Origin of the sequence: Pontixanthobacter sp., from assembly GCF_049682855.1 — a bacterium.
Classification (GTDB): Bacteria; Pseudomonadota; Alphaproteobacteria; order Sphingomonadales; family Sphingomonadaceae; genus Pontixanthobacter.
In genome coordinates this window covers 53,069-76,779 of sequence record NZ_JBAUIK010000002.1, presented here as the reverse complement: position 1 = coordinate 76,779, position 23,711 = coordinate 53,069, and the positions used below count along the sequence as shown (strand labels likewise).

Here is a 23,711-nt window from a genome sequence, read left to right as displayed (position 1 = left end):
TTCGCTGCCATAAAAATTGCGGTTAAACAGGCTGTATGGCTAAACTCTACTTCTACTATGCGTCGATGAATGCGGGCAAGTCCACCACATTGCTTCAGGCGGATTTCAATTATCGCGAACGCGGTATGAACACGGTATTATGGACAGCCCGGCTGGATGATCGTTCCCAGCGCAAAGCCATTGAAAGCCGGATCGGATTGAGCGCGGATGCCGGGCGCTATGGCCATGATACCGATCTGTGGCAGGCGGTAACCGGCGCGCACGCGGAAACACCGGTTGATTGCGTGATGGTGGATGAAGCGCAATTTCTGACCAAGGAACAGGTCTGGCAATGCGCGCGATTGGCCGATGAAGCGGGTATTCCGGTTTTGTGTTACGGGCTACGTACAGATTTTCAGGGCGAGCTTTTTCCCGGATCCGCCGCCTTGCTGGGTATTGCCGATTCGCTCGTCGAACTGAAGGCAGTGTGCCATTGCGGACGCAAAGCGAGCATGAATTTGCGGGTCGATGCAAACGGGGCAGCCGTGAAAGCCGGCGCGCAGACAGAAATTGGCGGTAATGACCGCTATGTGGCCCTATGCCGCAAACATTTTACTGCCGCGCTCAGTGACTAGGATGGGGCAATGCGGGCATCAACCGCATCAATAAAGCGCGCTCGGGGATGGGCGGCCAAAAGCTGTGCTTGCCACTCTTCGCGGATACCGCATTCCACACAGGCAACAATACAGCCGCCAAAACCGCCGCCAGTCATCCGTGCTCCTGCTGCGCCGAATTGCACAGCATCAGACACAAGGGCATCAATTGGCGGGATTGTGATGTCAAAGTCATCGCGCATCGAGGCATGGCTGCCGATCATTAGTTGGCCGAAACCGTCAATATGCCCCGCTTCTAGCGCCTCGACAGCGGCCAGAACGCGCCGATGCTCGGTGGCACAGTGGCGGGTACGGCGTTTTAATACCGGATCGATCCGCACCAACGCTTCGATCTCTTCGGGGATCAGCTGGCATAGATCGTTTGTCGCAAACACCGCTTTGGCCGCATCGCATTCTTCCTTGCGCGCGGCATAGCGACCATCGGTCAGCTGCCGCGTGTGGCCGCTATGGATCACCGCCATGCTGTGCGAGCGGGGCAGGGAGACGACACGGTAGTCAAGCGTCGCAGTGTCGAGCGCCATTGCCTCGCCCGGTGCCGCCACCGCGACCGCCATCTGGTCCATGATACCGCACGGGACGCCGATATAGTCGTTCTCGACCCGCCGCGCAGCCACCGCGATCGCGGTGTCTGATATGTCCGATCCGGCTATTCCTCGCGCGGCTTTCAAGATGGCGACGATCAGAGCGGCGGAGGAGGACAGGCCCGATCCGGCAGGTATAGTGGAGGTGATACTCAAATCAGCGCCGCCGGTCAGCAGCCCCAGAGTATTGGCTTCACGCAGTGCGCCCACCGCTGGGTCTGACCAATGCCCTGCTGCGGCATCATTCAGCCTGCGCCGCACCTGGCCACCAAAGACGTCTGCAGTAACGCTAATCTGATCGCCGGATCGCGGCGCAAGCGTCACGCTCAGGCTTACGGCCAATGCGGCGGGCAATACCCAGCCGCCATTGTAATCGGTGTGCTCACCAATCAAATTGACGCGTCCCGGGGCGGTTATGGTGATGCTCATCCTACACTGCTCGCAGCGTTTCAGCGGCGCTCTCGGGCATCACATCAACGGTAAACACACCCGTATGCTGTTCTACTGATGCGAGATATTTGACCCGGTCGCGCGCGCGCAGCAGTGGATAGAATTGCGCGCTGAAATGGTAATGTGCGCCGCCCGTGCGCGGGGCGGAATGCAGCGCAAACATATATGGCGTGGCGCGCCCGAAAAACGCATCATACCGCCGAGTGACGCCGCCCAGCAAAGTTGCAAAACCGCTAATTTCCTGTGCACTCAATTCCCAGGGACCGGCGCGGCGCTGCTGCGGGGCGATCCACACTTCATACGGAAAGCGGGCAAAGCGCGGACACCATGCCGCGATATTGCCGGCTTCAGCCAGGCCATAATCAGGCATCGCTGCGGCAATCTCTGCGGCCAGATCATAGCCGCGTGCAAAAGCATCAATCGCCGTTTTCTGAACCTGCGGAACTGTGCCGAAGCCATAGATCTGTCCATGCGGGTGATGCAACGTCGCACCAACTTCATCGCCGCGATTTTCAAACGGTAGCACATAGTCGCAGCCCTGATGAAACAGAGCGGCATATCGGTCTATCCACGCAGCGATCAAAACTTCGCGCCGATCCTGACCGATAGTGTGCATGCTGCCGGCCGCACCGGGTGTATAGACAATCACGTCGCATGCACCAATGGCCGCCATGCTATCGACCCCGTCAAGCACTTTGGGCTGCGGCGCTTGCGGATGGAGCCCGGAAAATTTGTTCTCAAATATGGCGAGTTCGAAATCCGCAAATGGGATTTCAGTATTGGGTCTGCCGGGCTTTGTCGGTGCCAGCGGATCATCGGCTGCGGCTGGCTTGAATGTGCGGTCTTGCCGGTGTGCAGCGTAGATGTTCCATTCTCCGCGCAATGGATGGAAGCGCAATTCGCCGCCAGTGGCAATATCATCTGTATCCTGCGCTTGCGGCGGCAGCGCATGCGGCGTGCGGCCATAGAGGTAGAGCATTCGCCCATCGGCTTTGGCAAAGCTGCGTTTATGGACTGCGCCGGATACCGGCGTATCAAGCAATTCGGTGTGGTCAGTCATGCAGAGGCCGCCACATGTTCACAGGTCAACCAGCCGTCCAGAGCCGCGCGCTGTCCCTCTGTCATATGCAGACCCAGCTTGCTTCGCCGCCACAGAATATCGTCCGTGTTACTGGCAAATTCTAGATCGATCAGGAAACGCACTTCACGCTCGGTCAGACCCGCACCAAAATCTTGCCCCATTGCGGCCCAGCTATCCGCCTCACCAATCAGCGAAGGCGTCAGCGAGCCATAGGCGCGGCACCAGCGGCGCATTGTTTCAGCTGGGCACCATGCGTAGTTTTGTTGCATACCGCCCAGGAATGTTTCGAAACTGCCGGTAATATCTCCGCCGGGCAGAGCGGCTCCGCCGGTCCAGGCTGTTTCAGAGACCACGCCCAATTTCGATAGCTTGTGCAGCGCATGTTCGGCCAGTTTGCGGTAGGTGGTGATCTTGCCGCCGAAGATCGACAGGATCGGTGCGGCGCCTTCGGGGGCGTCGAGCGCAAACACATAATCGCGTGTGACGGTGGAATTATCCGCCGACTGGTCATCATAAAGCGGGCGTACCCCGGCATAGCTCCACACCGCGTCTTCGGGCGTTACATCGCTGGCCAGATATTCATTGATGGCAGCGCAGATATAAGCGGATTCTTCCGCCGAAATATCAATCCCGTTCGGGTTACCTTGAAACGCCTGATCGGTCGTGCCGACCAGAGTGAATTGGCCCTCATACGGTATCGCAAAAACGATCCGGTCGTCCTTGTTTTGGAAAATATAGCAATGATCCCCGTCATAGAGTTTGGGGAACACCAGATGGCTTCCTTTGACGAGCCGCAGATTTTCATGCGCATCACCGGGCCTCGCTGTGCCCAACACGGCATCGACCCACGGACCGGCTGCATTAACCACAGCGCGCGCGGCCACCCGTTCAGTGCTGCCGTTCATGTGGCGCAGCTCGGCATGCCACACATCGCCCTCGCGGCGCAGGCCGGTGCATTCGGTACGCGTGCGAATATCTGCCCCGCGCGTGCGTGCATCAATCGCGTTGAGGACGACCAATCGCGAATCCTCAACCCAGCAATCTGAATATTCAAAACCTTTGACGAGGCGCGTCTTTAGCACGTCACGATGCGGCGCAGCGCGCAGATCAACTGTTTTGGTCGGCGGCAGAATTTTGCGCCCGCCTATATAATCATACATGAACAGCCCCAGCCGCAGCAGCCATGCCGGGCGCAGACCCCTGTCATGCGGCAGGACAAAGCGCAGCGGCCAGATAATATGCGGTGCCATACCCAATAGCCGCTCCCGCTCGATCAGACTTTCACGGACCAGCCGGAATTCATAATGTTCTAGGTAGCGCAGCCCGCCATGCACCAGTTTGGTACTGGCAGAGGATGTATGGCTGGCCAGATCGTCTTTTTCGCACAGCAAGACGCGCGCTCCTCGGCCAGCTGCATCGCGGGCAATCCCTGCGCCGTTAATCCCGCCGCCAATGATCAGCAGATCATATGTCCCGGCGTCAGTCATGCGCCGCCTCGCTATGGAAAATCATACACGTATCGGGATGCGTCAGAGGAAGCTGAATACCATGTTCCATAAGCGCCGCACCGCTGGCTACAAAGCCGCCCCCAGTCAAGTTAGGGCCAATTAAATCAGGGCCAGTCAAATCAGGGCCAGTCAAGTCTGCAGCATCTATAATTGAGGGGTGCGATAGCGACGGATTATGCAGCGGCCAGACCAAGCGGGTGCGGTACCGCATATCGGCATCAAGCCCCGCAAAACGCAAGCGCGGCGGGCGGCTCTCCGGGCATACATCCAGCACCGCACAGCCGGTGAGCGATTCGTTCTGGCCAGACGCGACACAGCTCTGTGCAGACAGGAAAGGCTCGGTCTCGATCCGGTAATGCGCACCATCATGGATCAGTGCGCGGTGCCGTTTATGCAGAGCGATCGCTGCGGCAAGTATCGCGCGATCTTCCAGCGTTTCATCAGCCAGATCGAGTTCGATACCCATATGCCCAAAAATTGCCGAAGCCGCGCGGAAATGCATCGCGAACATGCGGCCTGTAATATGGCAAGTTTTGGGCCCGACGTGATTGCCTAGAATACTTAGCGGGAAGAAATGGCTAGCCCCGCGCATAATCCGGTGGCGGCGGCGCGCATCATTATTATCCGATGTCCAAATCCGGTCTGTACGGCCCAGGATTGCATAATCAGCCCGCCCGCCGCCGGACGCGCAGCTTTCAATCTCGATATCGGGGTGCGCAGCGCGGAGCCGGTCGATCAACGCATAGAGTGCGAGGGTCTGCTGGTGCATGACGGCATGGCCGCAGCTCGCAGCGTGTTCAATATCGCGGTTCATATCCCATTTGATGTAATCGACGGCATATTCGCGAAGTAGCGCGCTCAGGCTCTCAAACAGGTAGTCCGTAACGTCCTGTTTCGTCAGATCGAGCGGCAATTGATGCCGTGATGCAATGTGCTCCACACCCTCCACACCCAAAACCCAATCGGGATGCGCGCGGAACAGATCGCTGTCGGGATTGACCATTTCAGGTTCAAGCCACAGGCCAAACTCCATACCCAATTCGCGCACACGGTTTGCGATCGGATGCAGTCCACTTGGGTAAATATCAGCTGCGACAAACCAATCGCCGAGGCCCGCCGCATCGCTGCGCCGCCCGCCGAACCACCCATCATCGAGCACAAAACGTTCTGCGCCGACCGCAGCCGCTTTTTCGGCCAGATCAATCAAGCGGCTCTCCGAATGGTCAAAATACACCGCTTCCCACGTGTTGTAATGTACCGGGCGGGGCGTATTGGCGGCGCGTTGTGGCAGGATATTCTGCCGCAGGTGGCTTTGCAGCCGGCGCGTCACATCGCCATATCCATGATCTGACCAGCAAATGTGTAAGGTGGGGGTGCGATATGTTCCTGTCAGCAAAACCTCACCTGGCAGAAGCAATTCACCCGCCTGGAACAGGACCGATCCGTCCTGCCCCGTGTCGAGCCTGATCTGGCTATTGCCTGACCAACCAAGGTGAAATGCCGCCGCAAGGCCGTGCTCTTCACGGGTGTTATCGCTGCCCATATACAGACCGGGAAAATTGGCATGGCTGGTTCGCCCCGCACGGTTTTCGCGCACATAGGATCCGCGAAACCGTTCGATATCTTCGGTTCCGAATTCATCCGCCCATTTCCCGCCAAACGTGCGCAGCGTTGTCAGGCGCGTATCAACCGGCAGACAAATCGCGGCGCAGTTCATCAGCTCTACCGGACTATCGGCGGTGTTCGACAGACTTACCGAGCAGCTCAAGACGCCCGTGGACTGGCACAGCGCAAAGTGATGAACGGCAGCGATATGGGCGTTTGCATCGGCGCAATGCAGATCAATCTCGTAACCCGATATCTGTACAAGCTTGTTGACCCGCAGATCGATTGCCCAATCCTGGCCGGAGCGATGCGCCATCAAACCCGGCGTTCCGGGCCAGCCTGAACCCAGCGGATTGAGCAGCGAAGGCTGGATGGGGTGCTGCGGCCCTCCCGGAATATGCTGGGCTGTTTGCAGCAGTGCCAGTTCCTCCGGCTGCGCCCCGGGTATATCCGGCCCGGCATACAGCATTGCAGGGCGCAAACCCCCGGTGATCCTCAGAACGATCAGCGTACCCGCGCCGCGAAGAATGGAATACTCAGCCACGCAGCATCTGTGGCAGATCACGCGGTGCGCGCAAACAGAAACGATTGGTATTGGACATAAAGCGGGCTAGGCAGCGTGCTGAAACCTGGCGCAGACCGGACATGCCCCGTATTCGGGAGAGGGACCTTCGATGAACACTCCGCTTCAGATCGGCGTATTTCTGGCGATTACGGCAATGATCGCCCTTGCCACCTACCTCCATTGCCGGGGCAAGGGCAAAAGCGGGGCCGCGAGCGAGAAGGACTACTTCCTCGCCAATGGCGGGCTGACCTGGTATTTCGTTGCCGGTTCAATTACGCTGACAAACCTGTCCACCGATCAGCTGATCGGGATGAATGGCAACCAGATGGCGCTGCTGGCGTGGTGGGAATTTGCCGCCGTTTTCGGTTTGCTGATCCTGACTTTCGTGTTTTTGCCGGTTTACTACGCCAATAATTGCACCACCACGACCGAGCTGCTGCAGAAGAAATATGGCGACAAGCATATTCGGGCGCTGATTTCGGTGCTGTTCCTGTTCGGCAATCTGTTCATCTTTCTGCCCGCAATCCTCTATGGCGGATCGCTGTTTTTGCTGTCTATGACGGGTATTGATACCAGCCTGTCCAATCTGATGTTCGCGTCGGTTGTGCTGGCATCAGTCGGTGCAGCCTATGCGATTTTTGGCGGGCTGAGGGCGGTTGCTGTTTCTGACACCTATTCGGGCGTGCTGATCCTCGGGCTGGCATTGCTGGTCGTGTATCTTGCGCTGTCAGCGATAGATTTTGATCTGTCGGGCATTCCGGCAGAGCGGCTGACGCTGATCGGCGATGATGACAGCCCGATCCCGTGGCAAACGCTGCTGACAGGGATGATCTTCATCCAGACATTCTACTGGTCCACCAACCAGACGATCACCCAGCGGGCGATGGCCGCACCGACTATCAAGGAGGCGCAAAAGGGCGTGCTGGCGGCGGCCGGTATCCGGTTGCTGATTGTCCCTGCGATTGTGGTGATCCCGGGCATCGTATCGTATAAATTATATGGCGATATAGGCGACCCTGCCTATGGCCGGTTAGTGGCGGATGTGCTGCCCATATGGCTCTCGGGGGCATTTGCAGCGGCGATTGCCGCGGCGGTGCTGACCACCTTCAATTCGATTCTCAATGCGTCTGCTGCGCTATATGTTTGCGACATTCACGAGGCCTATGTGGGCAAGCCAAAATCGGTGCCGTTGCTAAGCGGCGCGGTGTCGATTGCGATGTCAGTGCTGGCATTGGTGCTGGTGCCGTTTTTCTCCAGTCAGGAAAGCCTTATCAATACAGTGCAGGAGCTCTACGGTCTGCTGTCCATGCCGATCCTCTCCGCTTTCATCGTGTGTCTGCTGTTCCGTGATGTGAAAGCCGGTGCGGCAATGATTGGGGTGGTCGCGGGTGTCGCCTTCTATGCCTATTTCAGCATGGTATGGCAGCCGTTTCATTACATCCACGGTATGGCGATGACGCTGGCGCTGTCGATCATGACGGCATTGGCGAGCAATAAAGTGATCTTCGGGCAGACTGCGCGCTTCCAGCTTGGCCGGTGAAACGCTATCGCGCTTGAATGACTGACCAGCACGAAAGACCTGCGCCAAATGGCTGGATCATTCTGGACAAGCCGCGCGGGCTGGGATCGACGCAGGCGGTCGCGGCGGTAAAGCGCAACTTGCGCGAGGGCGGCCATGCCCCGAGCAAGAAAGATATGCCCAAAATCGGGCATGGCGGCACGCTCGATCCGCTGGCGGAAGGCGTCTTGCCGATTGCGCTGGGTGAAGCGACCAAGCTGGCCGGGCGGATGCTCGATGCCAGTAAGACCTATGAGTTTACGGTCCAGTTCGGCGAAGAGACCAGCACTCTGGATGCAGAGGGTGCAGTCACCAAAACCAGCGCCCGGCGCCCGCCAATGGCGGCTGTCGCTGCGATACTGGAGCATTTTACGGGCGCAATCGAGCAAGTGCCGCCAGCCTATTCCGCGCTTAAAGTGGACGGCAAACGCGCTTATGACTTGGCGCGCGCGGGCGAGGACGTGGAGCTGAAGACGCGGCGGGTGACGGTCTACTCGCTTACCTGCGGGATCGGCGGCGATGCGGGCGCGCTCTATTCCACATTTGCGACCACGGCCACGCGGCCAGATCCTGAAATCGGTTATGAACCGCTCGAACTCGCCGATGCGATCACGCTGACCGCGCATGTCAGCAAGGGCACCTATATCCGCAGTTTGGCCCGCGATATCGCCCGCGCTCTTGGTACGGTCGGCCATGTCACCTTTCTGCGCCGGATAAAGGCGGGGCCGTTCACCGAAAAACAGGCGATTTCGCTAGACAAACTGAACGAAATTGGTAAGGGCGCGCCACTTGAGAAAGTAATTCTGCCTTTGGAGGCGGGGCTGGACGGCATCCCGGCCCTAACCCTCTCGTCCGATCAGGCAGTGGCCGTCCGCCAAGGGCGGCTTCTCACTGGGCAGCCCCAAGCAGACGGGCTCTATTGCGGATTCCACCGGGATGTACCGGTGGCATTGCTGGAGCTCGAAAGCGGTACGGCCAGAGTCGTCAGGGGTTTCAATCTATCCGATGTCGCGGAGTAACACCATGACTGTAGCTGCAGATCGCAAGCAAGAAATCATCAAAGAATACGCAACAGCCGAAGGCGATACAGGTTCGCCCGAAGTGCAAGTTGCCATCCTGACAGAGCGTATTCGCAACCTGACCGACCACTTCAAAGCCAACCACAAAGATAACCATTCGCGCCGCGGTTTGCTGATGATGGTCAATAAGCGCCGCAGCCTGCTGGCCTACCTCAAGAAAATTGACGTGGCCCGGTATAATGCACTGATCCAGAAGCTGGGTCTGCGTAAATAAGATTTTGCACAGGGCGGCCGGGGAAACTGGCCGCCCTTCTTCTATCAGGCAACTGCTGCAATCCGGTGGCAGAGCCTCAGGAGCCAGAGAGGCTCCGCACCGGCCCGGGCCGGAACTCCCGGAAACAAGAAGGCCCCGCGCAGCAATATGGCGGCGCGGGATCATAAGGAAAATACATGTTCGACAAAAAAACCGTATCGATTGAATGGGGCGGCAAAACCCTCACTCTCGAAACTGGCCAAATTGCCCGTCAAGCAGACGGCGCAGTTCTGGCCACTTATGGCGAAACCGTGGTGCTATGCGCCGTAACTGCTGCCAAATCCGTGCGCGAAGGGCAGGATTTTTTCCCGCTGACCGTACATTATCAAGAAAAATTCTCCGCTGCTGGCCGTATTCCCGGCGGTTTCTTCAAACGTGAAGGCCGGGCGACCGAAAAAGAAACACTGACCAGCCGCCTGATTGACCGTCCGGTCCGTCCGCTGTTCCCGGAAGGCTTCTACAACGAAATCAACGTAATCGCTCAGGTCCTGTCCTATGATGGTGAAACAGAGCCGGATATCGTGGCGATGGTTGCAGCCTCGGCTGCTCTGACCATTTCCGGTTTGCCGTTCATGGGCCCAATCGGGGCCGCGCGTGTCGGTTTTTCAACTGACGGCGAATATGTTTTGAACCCGAGCATTTCTGATGCGCTGGGCGAAGAAGGCCGCCTCGATCTGGTGGTTGCTGCGACCAATGACGCAGTGATGATGGTTGAATCCGAAGCCAAGGAATTGACTGAGGAAGAAATGCTTGGCGCGATCATGTTTGCACATGATGAAAGCCGCAAAGTCATCGGCGCGATCATCGATCTGGCTGAACAGGCTGCGAAAGAGCCGTGGGAAGTCAGCATCACGGATGACACAGCTGGCATCAAAGAAAAGCTTCGCGGCATGATCGGTGATGATATCGCAGCGGCTTACAAGCTAACCGACAAATCAGAGCGTAGCGACGCGCTGAATGCGGTGCGTGCAAAAGCCAAGGAGGCTTACGCCGAAGAAGATGGCCAGACTCAGATGACCGCCGGTAAAGCGGTCAAGAAGCTGGAAGCCGAAATCGTTCGCGGTGCTATCCTGAAGGATGGCCAGCGGATCGATGGACGTAAAACCGACGAAGTACGCCCGATCGAAGCAATGGTTGGCCTGCTGCCCCGTACCCACGGTTCGGCATTGTTCACTCGCGGTGAAACGCAGGCGATCTGTACTGTCACTTTGGGCACCAAGGATGCAGAACAGATGATCGACGGTCTGGAAGGCTTGAGCTATTCCAACTTCATGCTGCATTATAACTTCCCGCCTTATTCGGTCGGCGAAGTGGGCCGCTTTGGCTTTACCAGCCGCCGCGAAACAGGCCACGGCAAGCTTGCATGGCGTGCGCTGCACCCGGTGCTGCCAACGGTAGAAGACTTCCCTTACACAATCCGTGTCCTGTCTGACATCACCGAATCCAACGGCTCGTCTTCGATGGCGACGGTTTGCGGCGGCTGTCTGTCGATGATGGATGCCGGCGTCCCGATTGAGCATCCGGTTTCGGGTATCGCGATGGGTCTGATCCTGGAAGGTGACGAATTCACCGTGCTGTCGGATATTCTGGGTGATGAAGATCACCTTGGCGACATGGACTTTAAAGTGGCCGGTTCGGCGCGCGGTATTACCTCGCTCCAGATGGACATTAAAGTCGCCGGTATCACCAAGGAAATCATGGAAACCGCGATGGAGCAGGCCAAAGGCGGCCGTGCGCACATCCTTGGTGAAATGACCAAAGCCCTGGGCAATGCCCGCGGCGAGGTGAGCCAGCACGCACCGCGCATCGAGACAATGCAGATCGACAAATCGAAGATCCGCGACATCATCGGTACTGGCGGTAAGGTTATTCGCGAAATCGTTGCGGAAACCGGCGCGAAGGTCGATATCGATGATGAAGGCACAATCAAGATATCTTCTTCCGATGCTTCGCAAATCGAAGCGGCGAAGAAGTGGATTGCCGGTATCGTGGAGGAGGCCGAAGTCGGCAAGATCTACGAAGGTAAAGTCGTCAACATCGTCGATTTCGGTGCATTCGTGAACTTTATGGGCGGCAAGGATGGTCTTGTCCATGTGTCCGAAATGAAGAACGAGCGCGTTGAAAAACCAAGCGACGTTGTATCCGAAGGTCAGGACGTCAAGGTTAAGGTGCTCGAGATCGACCAGCGCGGCAAAGTCCGTCTGTCGATGCGCGTCGTTGACCAGGAAACCGGTGAAGAGCTGGAAGATACGCGTCCGCCACGCGAAAACAAGCCACGCGGCGGCGGTGATCGTCGTCCACGCGGCGGTGGTCGTGACGGGGGGCGTGAAGGCGGCGGCGGCCGTGGTCGTGGAGGCGATCGGGGCGGTGATCGGGGCGGTGATCGCGGGCCGCGCAGCGGTGGCAGTGATCAGCCATCGGGCGGCGACGGCCACGTTCCAGACTTCCTGAAGGATTAATCATCACTCAGGACCGTTAGAGAGGGGCTGCGCGCAATCGCGGCCCCTTTTCTTTTTGCGGGTTCCCTTTTGCGTCGTCGGCGTTCACATCACCGCTCATATTGTTACAAAGGTTGGTTCTTTGCCCAAAGCCGCATCTGTTCCGCATTTCGAAATTGCCGGTCATTTGATCGCGCCGGGCACCAGCGAAACGATTGATATACCGGTCAGCCGCCTGCCGACCGATATGGACGTGTCGATGCGCGTGCGTGTGATCCACGGCAAGATGCCGGGGCCGGTGATGTTCGTCAGCGGCAGCGTTCATGGTGACGAGATCATCGGAGTCGAGGTTGTCCGGCGCTTGCTGAAATCCGTATCCGCTAAACGCATGGCGGGCACCTTGCTGTGTATCCCGATCGTGAATGCATACGGGTTTGTCGCGCATCAACGCTATCTGCCTGACCGGCGGGATCTCAATCGATGCTTCCCCGGCAACGCAGCAGGCTCTCTGGCATCGCAACTGGCACATTGCTTCACGACGGAAATTATCGCGCGCAGCAGCATTGGTATCGATATCCACACCGCCGGTTTGCACCGCGAGAACCTGCCGCAAATCCGCATCAGCGAGAACCGGCCCTTGGCAGAGGAACTCGCGCCCATATTCGGGGCGCCTGCCATCATCGTCTCCAAATTGCGCGATGGGTCGCTACGCCAGACCGCTGCCGATCATGGTTGCGACGTATTGTTGCTCGAAGCGGGCGAAGCATTGCGGTTTGACGAATTGAGCATTCGTGTGGCTGTGCAAGGTATCCTGCGGGTCATGCATCATCTGGGCATGGGCATGAAATTACCACGCAAGGCCGGAGCGACATCGGTCCGCAGCCGCCGGTCAACATGGGTCCGCGCTCCGGAAGGCGGCATTTTCCGGGCAGTCAAACCAAGCGGCGCTTTTGTCGAGAAGGGCGAGGCGGTCGGCCATTTGGCGAACCCGTTCGGTGATCAGGATATTGCCGTGGGATCGCCCATTTCGGGGATCATTATCGGGCGCAGCAATTTGCCGATAGTCAATCAGGGCGATGCCCTGGTCCATGTCGCAGAAGTGGAACGGCCGGGCACTGCGGAAGACCAGCTGAGCGATATCGAGGATGCCGTTTTTGCAGATGGCCTGTTCGATGAGGACGAGATCGTCTAGGCGTAGTCGATGCTAGAACGCAAACTGATCGATACCGCACAAGTCCCAGGAGGGGCAGAGTTGCAGCTCATTTCCCACGGGCGCGATCATATCATTACGCTTGAGCGCACCGAGTTGATGTCTACCCGGATGCAGTTTTCCGAAGAGCAATTGGCCGAGCTGACAATTGACCGGCTCGCTGCGCACGCCACTGATCATGGCCCAAACATGCTGATCGGTGGTTATGGGATGGGTTTCACGCTCCGGGCGGCCTTGGCGCGGCTTGGGGCTGGCGCAAAAGTCGTGGTGGCAGAGCTCGTGCCGGAAATCATCGCATGGGCCAAAGGCCCGATGGCGCATCACACCGGTGATTGCCTGGCCGATCCGCGCCTGTCGCTAGAAATCACTGATGTTGCCGATCCCATCGGTGAGGCTGCCGATGGAATGCGAGCGCAATTCGACGCAATCTTGCTCGATGTCGATAATGGTCCCGATGGGTTGGTGCGTGCGGAAAACGACAAACTCTATGCGCCGCGTATGCTACGCCGGATGCGCGAGGCAATAACGCCGGGCGGCATCCTCTCGATTTGGTCAGCCGCAAAGGACCCGCTGTTCACCAACCGGCTTGAAAAGAATGGATTTGAGGTCGAGGTTCGCGAAGTGCGGGCGCGGCCCAATAATAAGGGGCCGCGCCACACCATCTGGTTTGCCCGCTCCTCATCTTAACGCTGCTTACCTAGAAACCGTATATGAGCGTGAAGCGTGTCAGGGTATCGGTTTTTACGGCGCCTGCTGGCGGCGCTGTGTCATGTTCAACAGCGTAAGACACCCGCGCCGACAGACCGCTGCCCAGACCAGCTTCGAGGCCCGTTGTCGATAGATAGGTGCTGTTGCCAGATTGAATGAACGCGCTGGCATCCTGCGTTACTTTAATCGTATCGCTGACTTGCCAATCATAATCCAGCGCAGCCAGTCCCGCTATATCGCTCGATGATCCTGATGGGATGAAGCTGGTTTTCCGGTAGGCTGGTCCCGCTTTGACCGATAATTCCATAGTATCTGTATCAATCACCCGGTAACCGAAGCCGCCCGATGCGGCAATGCGTGACGAAAAGCCTTGAAAACGGTCACGTTCATATTGCGCCAGACCATAGACGAACAGCCGGTCGCTTAGCTGGTAATTGGCTTCGTAGGCAGCAAGGAATTGCTCGCGAGTGGTGACGCCATTGGTCCTTTGGAAATCCGCAAGCCCGGTCAGTTTATGTCGCCAGTCAATCCCCGTCCGCATCAATTCAAGTCCTGCCGTCAGGCCAGTATTGCTGCTGTTGCCGGTGGAACGGAATGCGCCAACTTGACCCTGGCCCGACCAATTGTCCAGCAATCCGGCTGAGCGGATAGCAGCCTCTTTCGCGGCAGCGTCTTCGGCTGCGATCCGCTCCTGTTCGGCGTTGAAGCCAGCAGCAATGCCGTCAATCTCGGCGGCGTCACCGGGATTGGTGGCCTTGGCCAAATCCAGGACGGTGGCGACCTTTGCCGCATCACCGGTTTCGATGGCTGCGTCGATCATCGCCTTTACCGGTGCCGGCAATTCGGCAAAAGCGGGCGCAGCCGAAATTGCGGCCAGCGCGATCAGTGCGTTACGCGCCGTGTTTATGGGGGTTGGGGGCATTCCTGTTATCCTTCGGTTTACCAGATTGGCACCGCCATGAACGACAATTATCGCCCCGGGCAAGCCTTGGGCGCGTAAAATGATGTGAGGCAGACCGCGACTATGGCTTGACCGGCAGCGTGCCCAGATAATCGCGTTTGCCGATATCCAGCCCCGTCATGCGCAGAATATCAAAGGCTGTTGCTGCGTGGAAATAGAAGTTGGGATTGCTGAAACCAAGCAGGAAATCCTGCGCGGTAAAGCTCATCCGGACTTTACCGCCAAGCACAAAATCGAGCGGATGATCAGCTGCGTCAGCCAGAGTGTCAGGTTCAATTGCGAGCATGGCTTCACGCGCTGTATCAAGCAGAGTGCGCAGCCCGGCAAAATCTGTCGGTGGATCGGACAGGTCCGGCGCAAAGGTTCCCGATTGTACGGCCGCAAGGGCATGCGCGCTGTGCATCCATACGCATTTCACCTGGCGGGCAAAGGGCCACATATCATCCGCCAGCCGCGCGTCCAGCAATGCAGAAGCTGGCTGGTCATTATCGGCGCACCAGCTCTCTGCCCGATCCACCAGACCGCGCGTGGCGCCAGTCACCTGAAGCCAGGCGGGGATAGTGGCGGCGTGCAATGTCAGGGGCATGATAGTCTCCAGTAAGTGCGGCTTAAGTAACAGTGAATACAGATTGCGTCAGGCGGCGTACTTCATTGGCACGATGGCTGACATACACTATCGGCATGCCGGTGTCGTCGCGCAGGTGTTCAATCACGCTTAAAACCTTGTCCCCGCGCTCTGAATCCAGCGCGCTAAGCGGCTCGTCCAGCAGCAGGAAATGGGGGCCGGACAACACAGCGCGGCCAATTGCAACGCGGCGCTGTTCCCCGCCCGAAAGATTGGCGGGCCTGCGCTGCAGCAAGTCGGCGATGTCGAGCAAATCAGCAATGCCCTCCAGCGTGTAAGATGAAGACGCACCGGAATTCCTGATCCCGTACAGCAAATTGCGCTCAACACTCATATGCGGAAACAATCTGCTGTCCTGAAAGACATAGCCGCACCCACGCACTTCCGGTCTGAGATTGGTCCCATCCCCCGCATTGAACAGCGTTTGGCCAGCAATATCAATATGTCCGGCATCGGGTACCATCAGGCCAGCGATACAGTTCAGCAGTGTGGTTTTGCCAGCACCGGACGGGCCAATCAAAGCGATCAGTTGCTGGCTGGTCTGGATCCTACAGTCAATCCGGCGCTCGCCGATATGCTTGGTGATGTGCAGGTCAAACGACATGGGCGTTCTCTCCGGCAGAACGGCGGACCAGCCACTCGCTCAGTAATAATGCGCCAAGTGACAGCAGTACCGAAATCACCGCCAGCCGGGCAATTTGAATATCGGTACCGGGTATCTGCAGCGCGTTATAGATTGCCAGCGGCAAAGTGCGGGTTTCGCCCGGGATATTAGCCACAAAAGTGACCGTCGCGCCAAATTCGCCGATGCTGCGGGCAAATCCCAGCACAGCTCCTGCCAGGATGCCGGGCAAGCTCAGCGGTAGTGTGATCGTCACGAATGCCCGCCAAGGCCGCGCGCCCAGACTGCGCGCTGCGCCAATCAGCCTGCGGTCCACCGCCTCTATCGATAACCGCATAGCGCGCACCATCAGCGGCAATGCCATGATCGCTGCCGCAAGCGCAGCGCCCGTCCAGGAAAATGTCAGCGATACGCCAAATAGCTGGTCCAGCAATCCGCCAATCGGTCCGTTTCTGCCAAACAGCAGAAGCAGGACATACCCTGTCACGACAGGTGGCAGTACCAGCGGCAGATGCACCACAGCGTCGAGCAGGAACCGTCCGGGAAAGCGCCCGCGCGCAAGTAGCCATGCGGTGCAATAGGCGACCGGAAGTGTCAGAGCGATAGCCACGACGGTAACACGCAGGGATAGCCCGATAATCTCCCATTCCGCCGGGCTCAGCGGTGTTATCACGGACGGGTGAAGCCGTAGCGGTCAAAAACCTGCGCGCCTTCAGCCGAGGCGATGAACGCCAGAAACTCCGCCGTGTCAGGATGCGCGCTGGCGGGTAATTGCAGCGCCATATAGCGTATCGGGCTGTACAATGCCGGATCAATCGGCGCGCTCGCTATTTGTTTCACGTCCTGCGCGTCGCTGGCGTAAAGAATGCCAGCATCGGCTTCGCCGCGTGCCATGATCACCAATGCGCCGCGCGCGCTGGAGGCTCCGACAATTTTCGGTTCGACCGTATTCCATACACCGGCACTGGTGAGCGCCTGTCTGGCATATCGGCCAAGCGGAACGCTTTGGCTGTCACCGGTAACGATTTGCTCCAGCGCGCTTAATTCTTGCAATGTTGGCACGGCGGCGTCTGCGGCGGAGGCGATAACCAGCGTGTTACCTGCCACGGGATAAATTGCTGTGTCAGAAATGCGGCCAGCCGTAGCCAGATAATCGGTCCATTCCTGATCCGCTGATATAAAAATATCGGCTGGCGATCCGCTTTCAATCTGGCGGGCAAGCGCCGCCGACGAAGCGAAGGAAAACTGCGGAGCAAGATGGCCCTGCGCGCGCCACCGCTCTGCCAGGTCTTCCAGCGGTCGCTGCAAGCTGGAAGCGGCGAGAACCAGCGGCCCTCTTGGTTCCGATGCCATGCACGCTGTGAGAGAGAATAGGCCGGCGAGCAGGGCGGTGAGACGAAACAGGGTTACTATCGAATGAAACATGGCACCCCCGACTGGGCCAGCTGAGCAAGGTTTTCAAGCGAACTATGGCGCCGGATGTATATCTGTAAAAAAACGGCCCGCCATTTCTGACGAGCCGCTTGTGATATTGCACCCTTAGCGTACGCGGGGCCCGCCAAAGGGTAATGGCGGCGGAGGGCGGCGCTGGCCGCGCGGCAATTGTGCCTGGAAGGCGCGCCCGCAATGTTCAACACAATAGGGAAAGCCGGGGTTCACCTCGCCGCCACAGAAATGGAAATCGGGTTCGCCGGGGTGGCCCATAGGCCAGCGGCAGACCTTCTCGGACAAATCCAGCAGGCTGGTTTTATCCGCGATTTCGGGGCTTGGCTTGGCCGGGACCAGGCGGCGCGGCGGAGCTGGCGGAATTGGCGGTTGCTGGTCACCGGGGCCCTGACGCAAAAATCCACCGGGCCCGACGGAGACAATCTTGGGCAACGCCGGCGATTTATTCGGGATCGGCTGCATCGGAATATTGGCACCGGCAGCGCGGGCTGCCTGCTCAACCGCGTTGCTTGCCGGGCGGGCGGGTGTGTTCGCGGCTGTTCGCGGCGGCATTTTCGCGTTCGATTTCTTAACCGCTGCGGGCTTGGGGGCTGAGGATTTTTTGGCCGCAGGGGCTTTTTTCTTGGCGCCCGCCTTTACCGGCGAAGGACGTGATTTCAGCCCAAGCCGGTGCGCTTTGCCGATCACGGCATTACGGCTGACACCGCCCAGTTCTTCAGCAATCTGGCTGGCGGTGGAGCCGCCTTCCCATAATTTCTTCAAAACCCCGATGCGTTCTTCAGTCCAGCTCATTCACAATATCCAATAAATATGTCAGGCCGCATAGCGTGGGCCGAAAGTAACGTGGCGCTTGCCAGATTCTGCCATTGGTCCTAGTCGCGCGGCTATGGCCAATCAAGCCCGAACCGAGCATAAACCAGATGCGTCCAATGCAGGTACACATCCCCGCCAGACGGAGCGATTTCCGCAGCGGGGCGTGCCCATTATTGCCGGCATTAACCGCATCGGTCTGTGGAGCCTCTATATTAAGGAGGTTCGCCGTTTTTTAAAGGTGCAGACCCAGACCATTTGGGCACCAGCGGTTACGACATTGCTGTTTCTGGTAATTTTCACCGTTGCCTTGGGGCGTTCGGGACGGGAAGTTCTGGGGGTGCCGTTTGCAACATTTGTTGCACCGGGCCTGATTGTGATGGGCATGATGCAGAATGCATTTGCGAATTCCAGCTTCTCGCTGCTGGCCGGCAAAATTCAGGGGACAATCATCGATCTTCTGATGCCCCCCTTGTCCGAGGGGGAACTGATGGCCGGGATCGTCGCCGCAGCGGTGACGCGCGCCATTCTGGTGGGCGGCGCGGTTGCGCTCGCTATGGCGCTGTGGCCCGGCGTCTCGCTTGCCGCAGCGCATCCGTGGGCGATCGTCTGGTTTGGCCTGATGGGCGCAGTGATGCTGGCACTGCTCGGGCTGCTGACGTCCATCTGGGCAGAGAAATTTGATCACAATGCCGCGATCAGCAATTTTATTGTTGCGCCGTTATCGCTGCTGTCAGGCACATTCTACGTGATTGATAATTTGGCCCCGATATTTCAGGCGATCAGCCGCCTTAATCCTTTTTTCTACGTTATTTCAGGCTTCCGCTTCGGTTTTTTGGGGCAGAGCGATATTGGCGACACCAATCTCGCTGTTATTTACAGCGCGGTCGGGCTGGGTCTTTTCAATCTGGCTCTTACCGCCGCAACTTATGCGCTGCTCAAATCTGGCTGGAAATTGAAAGACTGATACGCCGCCATTTGGCGCGCGTTACACCAGATCAGGCATGACCGGCCCGATTTAATGGGTGAGCGAGGCCCGCATCAGATAGCGGCCTTCGGCGAAATCCTCGAACAGATCGGCAACTTGCGGATGCTCCACCGGCCCGCCTTCCGGATCAGATAGCAGGTTTTGCTGACTGACATAGGCAACATAGGACGATTCGTCATTCTCGGCGAGCAAGTGGTAATAGGGTTGCTCGCGCTCTGGCCGGATGTGCTCAGGGATGGACTGATACCATTCCTCGCTATTGGCAAAGACCGGATCAATATCGAAAACCACCCCGCGAAAATCAAACAGCCGGTGACGCACGACATCACCAATGCCAAAGCGCGCTTTGGCATGGCGCGGCACATCAATGGTGCGGCCCGCTTGCTGGGAAAAGAACTGGGTACGGTCCATAGAAGACTGAATATAGGATATTGCGCATGCGAAACAAGGCGCGTTTGCTGTCTTGTGGACGGTCACCCCAGTACAGCATGTCACAGGCACCTGTCCGTGCCGGGTAATATCAGGGGTTGGCAACTTTAAAGCCATCCGCTACCCGCGCGGCCACAGACCAGCAAGAACGCGGCACCGCCCGCATATTGCACATGCGGAGAGATGCCGGAGTGGTCGAACGGGGTAGTCTCGAAAACTACTGTGCGGGCAACCGTACCCAGGGTTCGAATCCCTGTCTCTCCGCCATTCCAATGCGCGATCTGGCGGCTTTCTTGCCTAAGCGGGTCTTTGCTGATGACGGCATAGACGCTCGGGCAAAGTAGTACAATCCGCGGCGAGATGCCAATAGCGCCATAGATGCCATAGATGCCATAGATGTTGCTAATGCGAATGTTTTGCAATATTCGCATCATCAGAGAATTTGAATCGTATCGGAAATGTGTATGCGGGTTTGGACATTGTTGGTTTTGGTGCCGCTATTGGCCGGGCTTGCTGCGTGCGGGCAGACAGGCGATGGGCTGGCAGGAGAAAACGAGACGCTCGTCATCTTCTCCTCTCGCCATTACGATTCCGATTACGCGCTTTACGAGGCGTTCGAGGAAGAGACCGGCGTCAATGTCCGGACAATTGAGGCGGACGGCGATTTGCTGGTCGAGCGGTTGAAGACGGATGGGGTGAACAGCCCGGCCGATGTGATCATCACCGTCGATGCAGGCCGACTATGGCGCGCCGAGCAGGAGGGGTTGTTTGCGCCGGTAAATTCGGCGATTTTGGATGCCGCTGTGCCGTCCTCTCTGCGCCATCCCGATGGCTTGTGGTATGGATTGGCGAGCCGCGCGCGTATCATTGTCTACGCCGAACAGAGAGTGGCGGCCGAGGACATCAGCGGATATGAAACCCTGGCAGATCCGGCATTCAAGGGCCGCGTGTGCGCACGGTCTTCGGGCAATATCTATAATATCTCGCTGCTTGGTGCCCTGATCGACCGCTGGGGTGAAGACAAGGCGTTGCAATGGGCGGCCGGCGTGGCCGGCAATTTTGCCCGTGCGCCTCTGGGCGGTGATACTGACCAGATTCGCGCCGTGATTGCGGGCGAGTGCGATATGGCTCTGGTCAATCATTATTACGTCTCTCGCCTGATGAAAGAGGAACCCGAAGCACTTGAGGGCATTGCGATGTTCTGGCCCGAAAGTGCACCCGGTGTGCATCTGAACGTATCGGGCATCGGGGTGGCCAAAAATGCACCAAACCCTGAACTTGCCAAGCGTTTCATCGAATTTGCAATGCAGGAAAAGGCGCAGCGCTTCTTCGCGGAACTGACGGGCGAATATCCGGTGACGGACGCCGCCTATGACAATCCGGCATTGCCCAGCCTCGCCAATCGGGCCATCGATCCCATTGCTCTTGGCAAACTGGGCGAAAACCAGGCCCGGGCACAGCAGATTTTCGATAAAGCAGGATGGCCCTGAGCACTATCGCGCCACATAATTCCGGGCATGCAGGGCTGCCAGCCTGGAGCTTTGACCCCAAGACAGCCGGGATTATCGGCGCGCTGATCTGTATCCTGCCAATTATTGCCCTGGTGCCGATGGCGCTATCGGGTGGTGGCGGGCATTTCAGCCATCTGATCGATACGGTTCTGGGAACCTATTCCATCCATTCGCTGATCCTGGTATTGGCCGCGATGGCAGGAACGACCATATTTGCGATACCGACAGCCTGGCTCGTGGCGCGATTTGATTTTACCGGGCGGATGGCCGCTATGGTTCTCCTTCCCCTCCCGCTCGCTATGCCCAGCTATGTGGCCGCCTATGCGTGGCTTTCAATGACAGTAAGCGGCGGCGTACTGCATTCTGCCACAGGTGGGTGGTTGCCGACGGTCAGCGGGGTCAGCGGGGCGGCGTTTATATTCTCGGTTTGTTTTTATCCCTACGTTTTTCTGCTCGCGCGGCAGGCTTTTGCCGCAGAGGGCGGGCACAGTTTCGAAGCGGCGCGTATATTGGGTGCGGGGCCAGTGGCGGCCTTTTGGCGCGTTGCGATGCCTGTTGCGCGTCCGGCGATTATGGCGGGTATTGCGCTGGTCGCGATGGAAACACTGGCCGATTATGGCACGGTCGATTTCTTGGGCGCGCCGACATTCACGGTCGGCATTATTCGCGCGTGGATTTCCTTCGGTGATCCTGAGGCGGCAGCGCGCATGGCGCTGATCCTGGTTGTGCTGACACTGACATTTTTCGGGTTTGAACGGTGGATGCGGCGCAAACGCAGCGTGGCCCAGGCGGGCGGGCGGCACCGGCCGCAGCCGCGGGCACAGCTTAGTGGCATGGCATCGCTCGCTGCGCTGGGGGTGTGTCTGCTCCCCGTGATGATCGGTCTGATCGCACCTGCATTGCATCTGCTGTTTCTGGCGGTTGACGCGCCGCGCCTTGCGCCGCCGTGGACCGCGCTGGGCGGCACGTTCATTTTGGCAGCCTCTTCGGCGCTATTGGCCACTGTGTTCGGTATGGCTGCCGCCTATGCGGTCAGAAGCGGCGGCAATTTTGCCGGGTTGACCGTTCGCATTGCCCATGCCGGTTATGCAGTTCCCGGTGCAGTCGCGGCGCTCGGTGTAATTGCGGTGTTTTCCGGCATCCAAACCATGATCGCCGGCGTGCCGCAATGGACTGGTGTCAGCATCGCCGGCGGCGGTATTATTGCGCTATTATTTGCCTATCAGGCGCGTTTTGCGGCGGCTGCGATTGGCCCGTGCGAGAGCGCTCTGCTGCGCATCACGCCGACTATGGATGATGCCGCGCGCTCCCTGGGGGCGAGCCGCTTTGAAATTCTGCGCCGCATCCACTTGCCCTTGGCATCGACAGGCGTGTTGACTGCGGCTGCATTAGTGTTCGTCGAAGTGATGAAGGAACTGCCCGCCACCATGATTTTGCGCCCGCTTGATTTTGACACTCTGGCCATCAGCGCGCATAATTTCGCCTCTGACGAAAGGCTGGGACAGGCGGCCTTGCCCGCATTATTGCTGATCGGTTTGGGTATCCCCATCATGCTGCTTGTCAGCTGGTTATCGGCCAAGAGCGCGGCATGACCGAAGCTGCACTCAGCATCTGCGGATTGACCAAGACGCGCGGTTCGCGCCGGGTGTTGGATACCGTTGACCTTACCGTAGAGCCGGGCACAGTCACCGCCATTCTTGGCCCCTCCGGCGCCGGAAAATCGACTTTGCTGCGGGCGATTGCCGGGCTGGATAATTGCGATAGCGGCACCATAAGAAACGCGAGCGCGCTGTTAACCGATGGCACGATCCGCATTCGGCCAGAGCAACGCGGTATCGGAATGGTGTTCCAGGACTTCTCGCTGTTTCCGCATTTGAGTGTAGTTGATAATGTCATGTTCGGATTGCGGGAAGGCGCCAGGACAGCGCGGCGGAGCCGTGCGTCAGCGATGCTGGAGCTGGTCCATCTGGGGCACCGTGCAAAGGATTTCCCGCATACCCTATCCGGCGGGGAGCAGCAGCGTGTTGCCTTGGCGCGCGCTCTGGCACCGGCACCATCTGCTATCCTGCTTGATGAGGCATTTTCAGGCCTGGACAGCGAGCTGCGTGCGGAGGTGCGCGATGCGGCGCTGGCGGCCATATCTGCCGAAGGGGCAGCGGCAGTGATGGTAACGCATGATGCGCAAGAGGCGATGTATATGGCCGATACTCTGGCGCTGATGATTGACGGGAAGATCATTCAAACAGGCGCACCCGAGACAGTCTATCTTAAGCCGGTTTCAGAGGCGGCCGCGCGGCTATTGGGTGATGTGAACGCATGGGGCGGACAGGTGGCGCACGGTATCATGAAAACCCCGATAGGCAGTTTTAAGGCTATGGCATGCGATGATGGCGATGCTGTGCTTCTCGTTCGGCCGGAAACTATTGCCCTCATCGGCGATAACTCAGCCGAATTTACTGTATGCGAGGTGCATGTTCTGGGTCACAGCGCCGCGCTCACCATCGCTTCGCAAACCAGCACTTGGCATGTTCGCGCACCCATTACTTCCGCGCCCGCTCTTGGCGACCGTGTGCGATTGAAGGTGGCAGCCGGTTCCTGTCACATAATCCCTGCCGGCTAGGCCGTGCGGC

General features: G+C 58.3%; 22 protein-coding genes and 1 tRNA gene. 12 read left to right on the top strand and 11 right to left on the bottom strand.

Features of this window, described 5'->3' with window-relative positions:
* The first annotated feature begins 35 nt into the window (after nt 1-35).
* The gene (locus tag WA922_RS00660; RefSeq protein WP_424769746.1) at nt 36-614 is read left to right on the top strand and encodes a thymidine kinase; all 579 of its coding nucleotides are present in this window, start codon (nt 36-38) and stop codon (nt 612-614) included.
* Here the strand turns inward: WA922_RS00660 and galK are convergent.
* The 4 genes from galK to WA922_RS00640 are packed head-to-tail and all read right to left on the bottom strand — an operon-like array spanning nt 611 to nt 6,422.
* The gene (galK, locus tag WA922_RS00655; RefSeq protein ID WP_424769745.1) at nt 611-1,663 is read right to left on the bottom strand and encodes a galactokinase; all 1,053 of its coding nucleotides are present in this window, start codon (nt 1,661-1,663) and stop codon (nt 611-613) included. The genes WA922_RS00660 and galK overlap by 4 nt on opposite strands.
* A gap of 1 nt (nt 1,664) precedes the next feature.
* Nucleotides 1,665-2,744, bottom strand: a complete 1,080-nt coding sequence (locus tag WA922_RS00650; RefSeq protein ID WP_424769744.1) for a galactose-1-phosphate uridylyltransferase — start codon at nt 2,742-2,744, stop codon at nt 1,665-1,667.
* Nucleotides 2,741-4,252 (bottom strand): glycerol-3-phosphate dehydrogenase, encoded by a 1,512-nt coding sequence (gene glpD, locus WA922_RS00645; protein WP_424769743.1) that lies wholly within the window; start codon nt 4,250-4,252, stop codon nt 2,741-2,743. Before glpD ends, WA922_RS00650 begins: the two co-directional genes overlap by 4 nt.
* Complete coding sequence (locus WA922_RS00640) at nt 4,245-6,422, bottom strand: alpha-galactosidase (RefSeq protein ID WP_424769742.1); 2,178 nt, start codon at nt 6,420-6,422, stop codon at nt 4,245-4,247. The genes glpD and WA922_RS00640 overlap by 8 nt, the downstream gene beginning before the upstream one ends.
* A gap of 130 nt (nt 6,423-6,552) precedes the next feature.
* Here WA922_RS00640 and WA922_RS00635 point away from each other — a divergent pair, with 130 nt between their 5' ends.
* From WA922_RS00635 to WA922_RS00610, 6 genes are all read left to right on the top strand, one after another.
* Complete coding sequence (locus WA922_RS00635) at nt 6,553-7,983, top strand: SLC5 family protein (protein ID WP_424769741.1); 1,431 nt, start codon at nt 6,553-6,555, stop codon at nt 7,981-7,983.
* Nucleotides 7,984-8,000: 17 nt separating this feature from the next.
* Nucleotides 8,001-9,020, top strand: coding sequence for a tRNA pseudouridine(55) synthase TruB (gene truB / locus WA922_RS00630; RefSeq protein ID WP_424769740.1), 1,020 nt, complete (start codon nt 8,001-8,003; stop codon nt 9,018-9,020).
* 4 nt (nt 9,021-9,024) lie between these two features.
* Complete coding sequence (rpsO, locus tag WA922_RS00625) at nt 9,025-9,294, top strand: 30S ribosomal protein S15 (RefSeq protein ID WP_424769739.1); 270 nt, start codon at nt 9,025-9,027, stop codon at nt 9,292-9,294.
* Between the two features lie 176 nt (nt 9,295-9,470).
* On the top strand, nt 9,471-11,792 hold the full coding sequence (gene pnp / locus WA922_RS00620; protein WP_424769738.1) for a polyribonucleotide nucleotidyltransferase: 2,322 nt from the start codon (nt 9,471-9,473) through the stop codon (nt 11,790-11,792).
* Between the two features lie 121 nt (nt 11,793-11,913).
* Entirely contained in the window at nt 11,914-12,963 is a 1,050-nt protein-coding gene (locus WA922_RS00615; protein WP_424769737.1) for a succinylglutamate desuccinylase/aspartoacylase family protein, read from the top strand.
* Between the two features lie 9 nt (nt 12,964-12,972).
* A complete protein-coding gene (locus WA922_RS00610) occupies nt 12,973-13,668 on the top strand; it encodes a spermidine synthase (RefSeq protein WP_424769736.1) in 696 nt (231 codons plus the stop codon).
* A 10-nt stretch (nt 13,669-13,678) separates the two neighbouring features.
* Here WA922_RS00610 and WA922_RS00605 read toward each other — a convergent pair whose 3' ends face one another.
* The 6 genes from WA922_RS00605 to WA922_RS00580 form a co-directional block, all read right to left on the bottom strand.
* Nucleotides 13,679-14,611, bottom strand: coding sequence for a DUF481 domain-containing protein (locus tag WA922_RS00605; protein WP_424769735.1), 933 nt, complete (start codon nt 14,609-14,611; stop codon nt 13,679-13,681).
* A gap of 100 nt (nt 14,612-14,711) precedes the next feature.
* A complete protein-coding gene (locus WA922_RS00600) occupies nt 14,712-15,236 on the bottom strand; it encodes a DUF1993 domain-containing protein (protein ID WP_424769734.1) in 525 nt (174 codons plus the stop codon).
* Between the two features lie 22 nt (nt 15,237-15,258).
* Nucleotides 15,259-15,879, bottom strand: coding sequence for an ATP-binding cassette domain-containing protein (locus WA922_RS00595; protein ID WP_424769733.1), 621 nt, complete (start codon nt 15,877-15,879; stop codon nt 15,259-15,261).
* Nucleotides 15,869-16,567 carry a molybdate ABC transporter permease subunit gene (modB, locus tag WA922_RS00590; protein ID WP_424769869.1) on the bottom strand — a complete coding sequence of 233 codons (699 nt, stop codon included), beginning with the start codon at nt 16,565-16,567 and terminating at the stop codon, nt 15,869-15,871. Before modB ends, WA922_RS00595 begins: the two co-directional genes overlap by 11 nt.
* Complete coding sequence (gene modA, locus WA922_RS00585; RefSeq protein ID WP_424769732.1) at nt 16,567-17,322, bottom strand: molybdate ABC transporter substrate-binding protein; 756 nt, start codon at nt 17,320-17,322, stop codon at nt 16,567-16,569. Before modA ends, modB begins: the two co-directional genes overlap by 1 nt.
* Nucleotides 17,323-17,436: 114 nt before the next feature.
* Nucleotides 17,437-18,135: a GcrA family cell cycle regulator gene (locus WA922_RS00580; RefSeq protein WP_424769731.1), complete on the bottom strand. Its 699-nt coding sequence runs from the start codon at nt 18,133-18,135 to the stop codon at nt 17,437-17,439.
* 94 nt (nt 18,136-18,229) lie between these two features.
* Here WA922_RS00580 and WA922_RS00575 point away from each other — a divergent pair, with 94 nt between their 5' ends.
* Nucleotides 18,230-19,120 carry an ABC transporter permease gene (locus tag WA922_RS00575; protein WP_424769730.1) on the top strand — a complete coding sequence of 297 codons (891 nt, stop codon included), beginning with the start codon at nt 18,230-18,232 and terminating at the stop codon, nt 19,118-19,120.
* Nucleotides 19,121-19,171: 51 nt separating this feature from the next.
* On the opposite strand, the gene hspQ is transcribed toward WA922_RS00575, so the two are convergent.
* Entirely contained in the window at nt 19,172-19,552 is a 381-nt protein-coding gene (gene hspQ / locus WA922_RS00570; protein ID WP_424769729.1) for a heat shock protein HspQ, read from the bottom strand.
* Between the two features lie 195 nt (nt 19,553-19,747).
* Here hspQ and WA922_RS00565 point away from each other — a divergent pair.
* The 4 genes from WA922_RS00565 (at nt 19,748) to WA922_RS00550 (ending at nt 23,701) form a co-directional block, all read left to right on the top strand.
* A tRNA-Ser gene (locus WA922_RS00565) sits at nt 19,748-19,837 on the top strand.
* A 197-nt stretch (nt 19,838-20,034) separates the two neighbouring features.
* Nucleotides 20,035-21,060: an extracellular solute-binding protein gene (locus WA922_RS00560; protein ID WP_424769728.1), complete on the top strand. Its 1,026-nt coding sequence runs from the start codon at nt 20,035-20,037 to the stop codon at nt 21,058-21,060.
* Nucleotides 21,051-22,673: an ABC transporter permease gene (locus tag WA922_RS00555; RefSeq protein ID WP_424769727.1), complete on the top strand. Its 1,623-nt coding sequence runs from the start codon at nt 21,051-21,053 to the stop codon at nt 22,671-22,673. Before WA922_RS00560 ends, WA922_RS00555 begins: the two co-directional genes overlap by 10 nt.
* On the top strand, nt 22,670-23,701 hold the full coding sequence (locus WA922_RS00550) for an ABC transporter ATP-binding protein (RefSeq protein ID WP_424769726.1): 1,032 nt from the start codon (nt 22,670-22,672) through the stop codon (nt 23,699-23,701). The genes WA922_RS00555 and WA922_RS00550 overlap by 4 nt, the downstream gene beginning before the upstream one ends.
* Nucleotides 23,702-23,711: the final 10 nt, after the last annotated feature.

Coding starts and splice junctions, on each gene's coding strand:
- WA922_RS00660 (WP_424769746.1), top strand. CDS start 36: ATGGCTAAACTCTACTTCTACTATGCGTCGATGAATGCGGGCAAGTCC.
- galK (WP_424769745.1), bottom strand. CDS start 1,663: ATGAGCATCACCATAACCGCCCCGGGACGCGTCAATTTGATTGGTGAG.
- WA922_RS00650 (WP_424769744.1), bottom strand. CDS start 2,744: ATGACTGACCACACCGAATTGCTTGATACGCCGGTATCCGGCGCAGTC.
- glpD (WP_424769743.1), bottom strand. CDS start 4,252: ATGACTGACGCCGGGACATATGATCTGCTGATCATTGGCGGCGGGATT.
- WA922_RS00635 (WP_424769741.1), top strand. CDS start 6,553: ATGAACACTCCGCTTCAGATCGGCGTATTTCTGGCGATTACGGCAATG.
- truB (WP_424769740.1), top strand. CDS start 8,001: ATGACTGACCAGCACGAAAGACCTGCGCCAAATGGCTGGATCATTCTG.
- rpsO (WP_424769739.1), top strand. CDS start 9,025: ATGACTGTAGCTGCAGATCGCAAGCAAGAAATCATCAAAGAATACGCA.
- pnp (WP_424769738.1), top strand. CDS start 9,471: ATGTTCGACAAAAAAACCGTATCGATTGAATGGGGCGGCAAAACCCTC.
- WA922_RS00610 (WP_424769736.1), top strand. CDS start 12,973: ATGCTAGAACGCAAACTGATCGATACCGCACAAGTCCCAGGAGGGGCA.
- WA922_RS00605 (WP_424769735.1), bottom strand. CDS start 14,611: ATGCCCCCAACCCCCATAAACACGGCGCGTAACGCACTGATCGCGCTG.
- WA922_RS00600 (WP_424769734.1), bottom strand. CDS start 15,236: ATGCCCCTGACATTGCACGCCGCCACTATCCCCGCCTGGCTTCAGGTG.
- WA922_RS00595 (WP_424769733.1), bottom strand. CDS start 15,879: ATGTCGTTTGACCTGCACATCACCAAGCATATCGGCGAGCGCCGGATT.
- modA (WP_424769732.1), bottom strand. CDS start 17,322: ATGTTTCATTCGATAGTAACCCTGTTTCGTCTCACCGCCCTGCTCGCC.
- WA922_RS00580 (WP_424769731.1), bottom strand. CDS start 18,135: ATGAGCTGGACTGAAGAACGCATCGGGGTTTTGAAGAAATTATGGGAA.
- WA922_RS00575 (WP_424769730.1), top strand. CDS start 18,230: ATGGCCAATCAAGCCCGAACCGAGCATAAACCAGATGCGTCCAATGCA.
- hspQ (WP_424769729.1), bottom strand. CDS start 19,552: ATGGACCGTACCCAGTTCTTTTCCCAGCAAGCGGGCCGCACCATTGAT.
- WA922_RS00560 (WP_424769728.1), top strand. CDS start 20,035: ATGCGGGTTTGGACATTGTTGGTTTTGGTGCCGCTATTGGCCGGGCTT.
- WA922_RS00555 (WP_424769727.1), top strand. CDS start 21,051: ATGGCCCTGAGCACTATCGCGCCACATAATTCCGGGCATGCAGGGCTG.
- WA922_RS00550 (WP_424769726.1), top strand. CDS start 22,670: ATGACCGAAGCTGCACTCAGCATCTGCGGATTGACCAAGACGCGCGGT.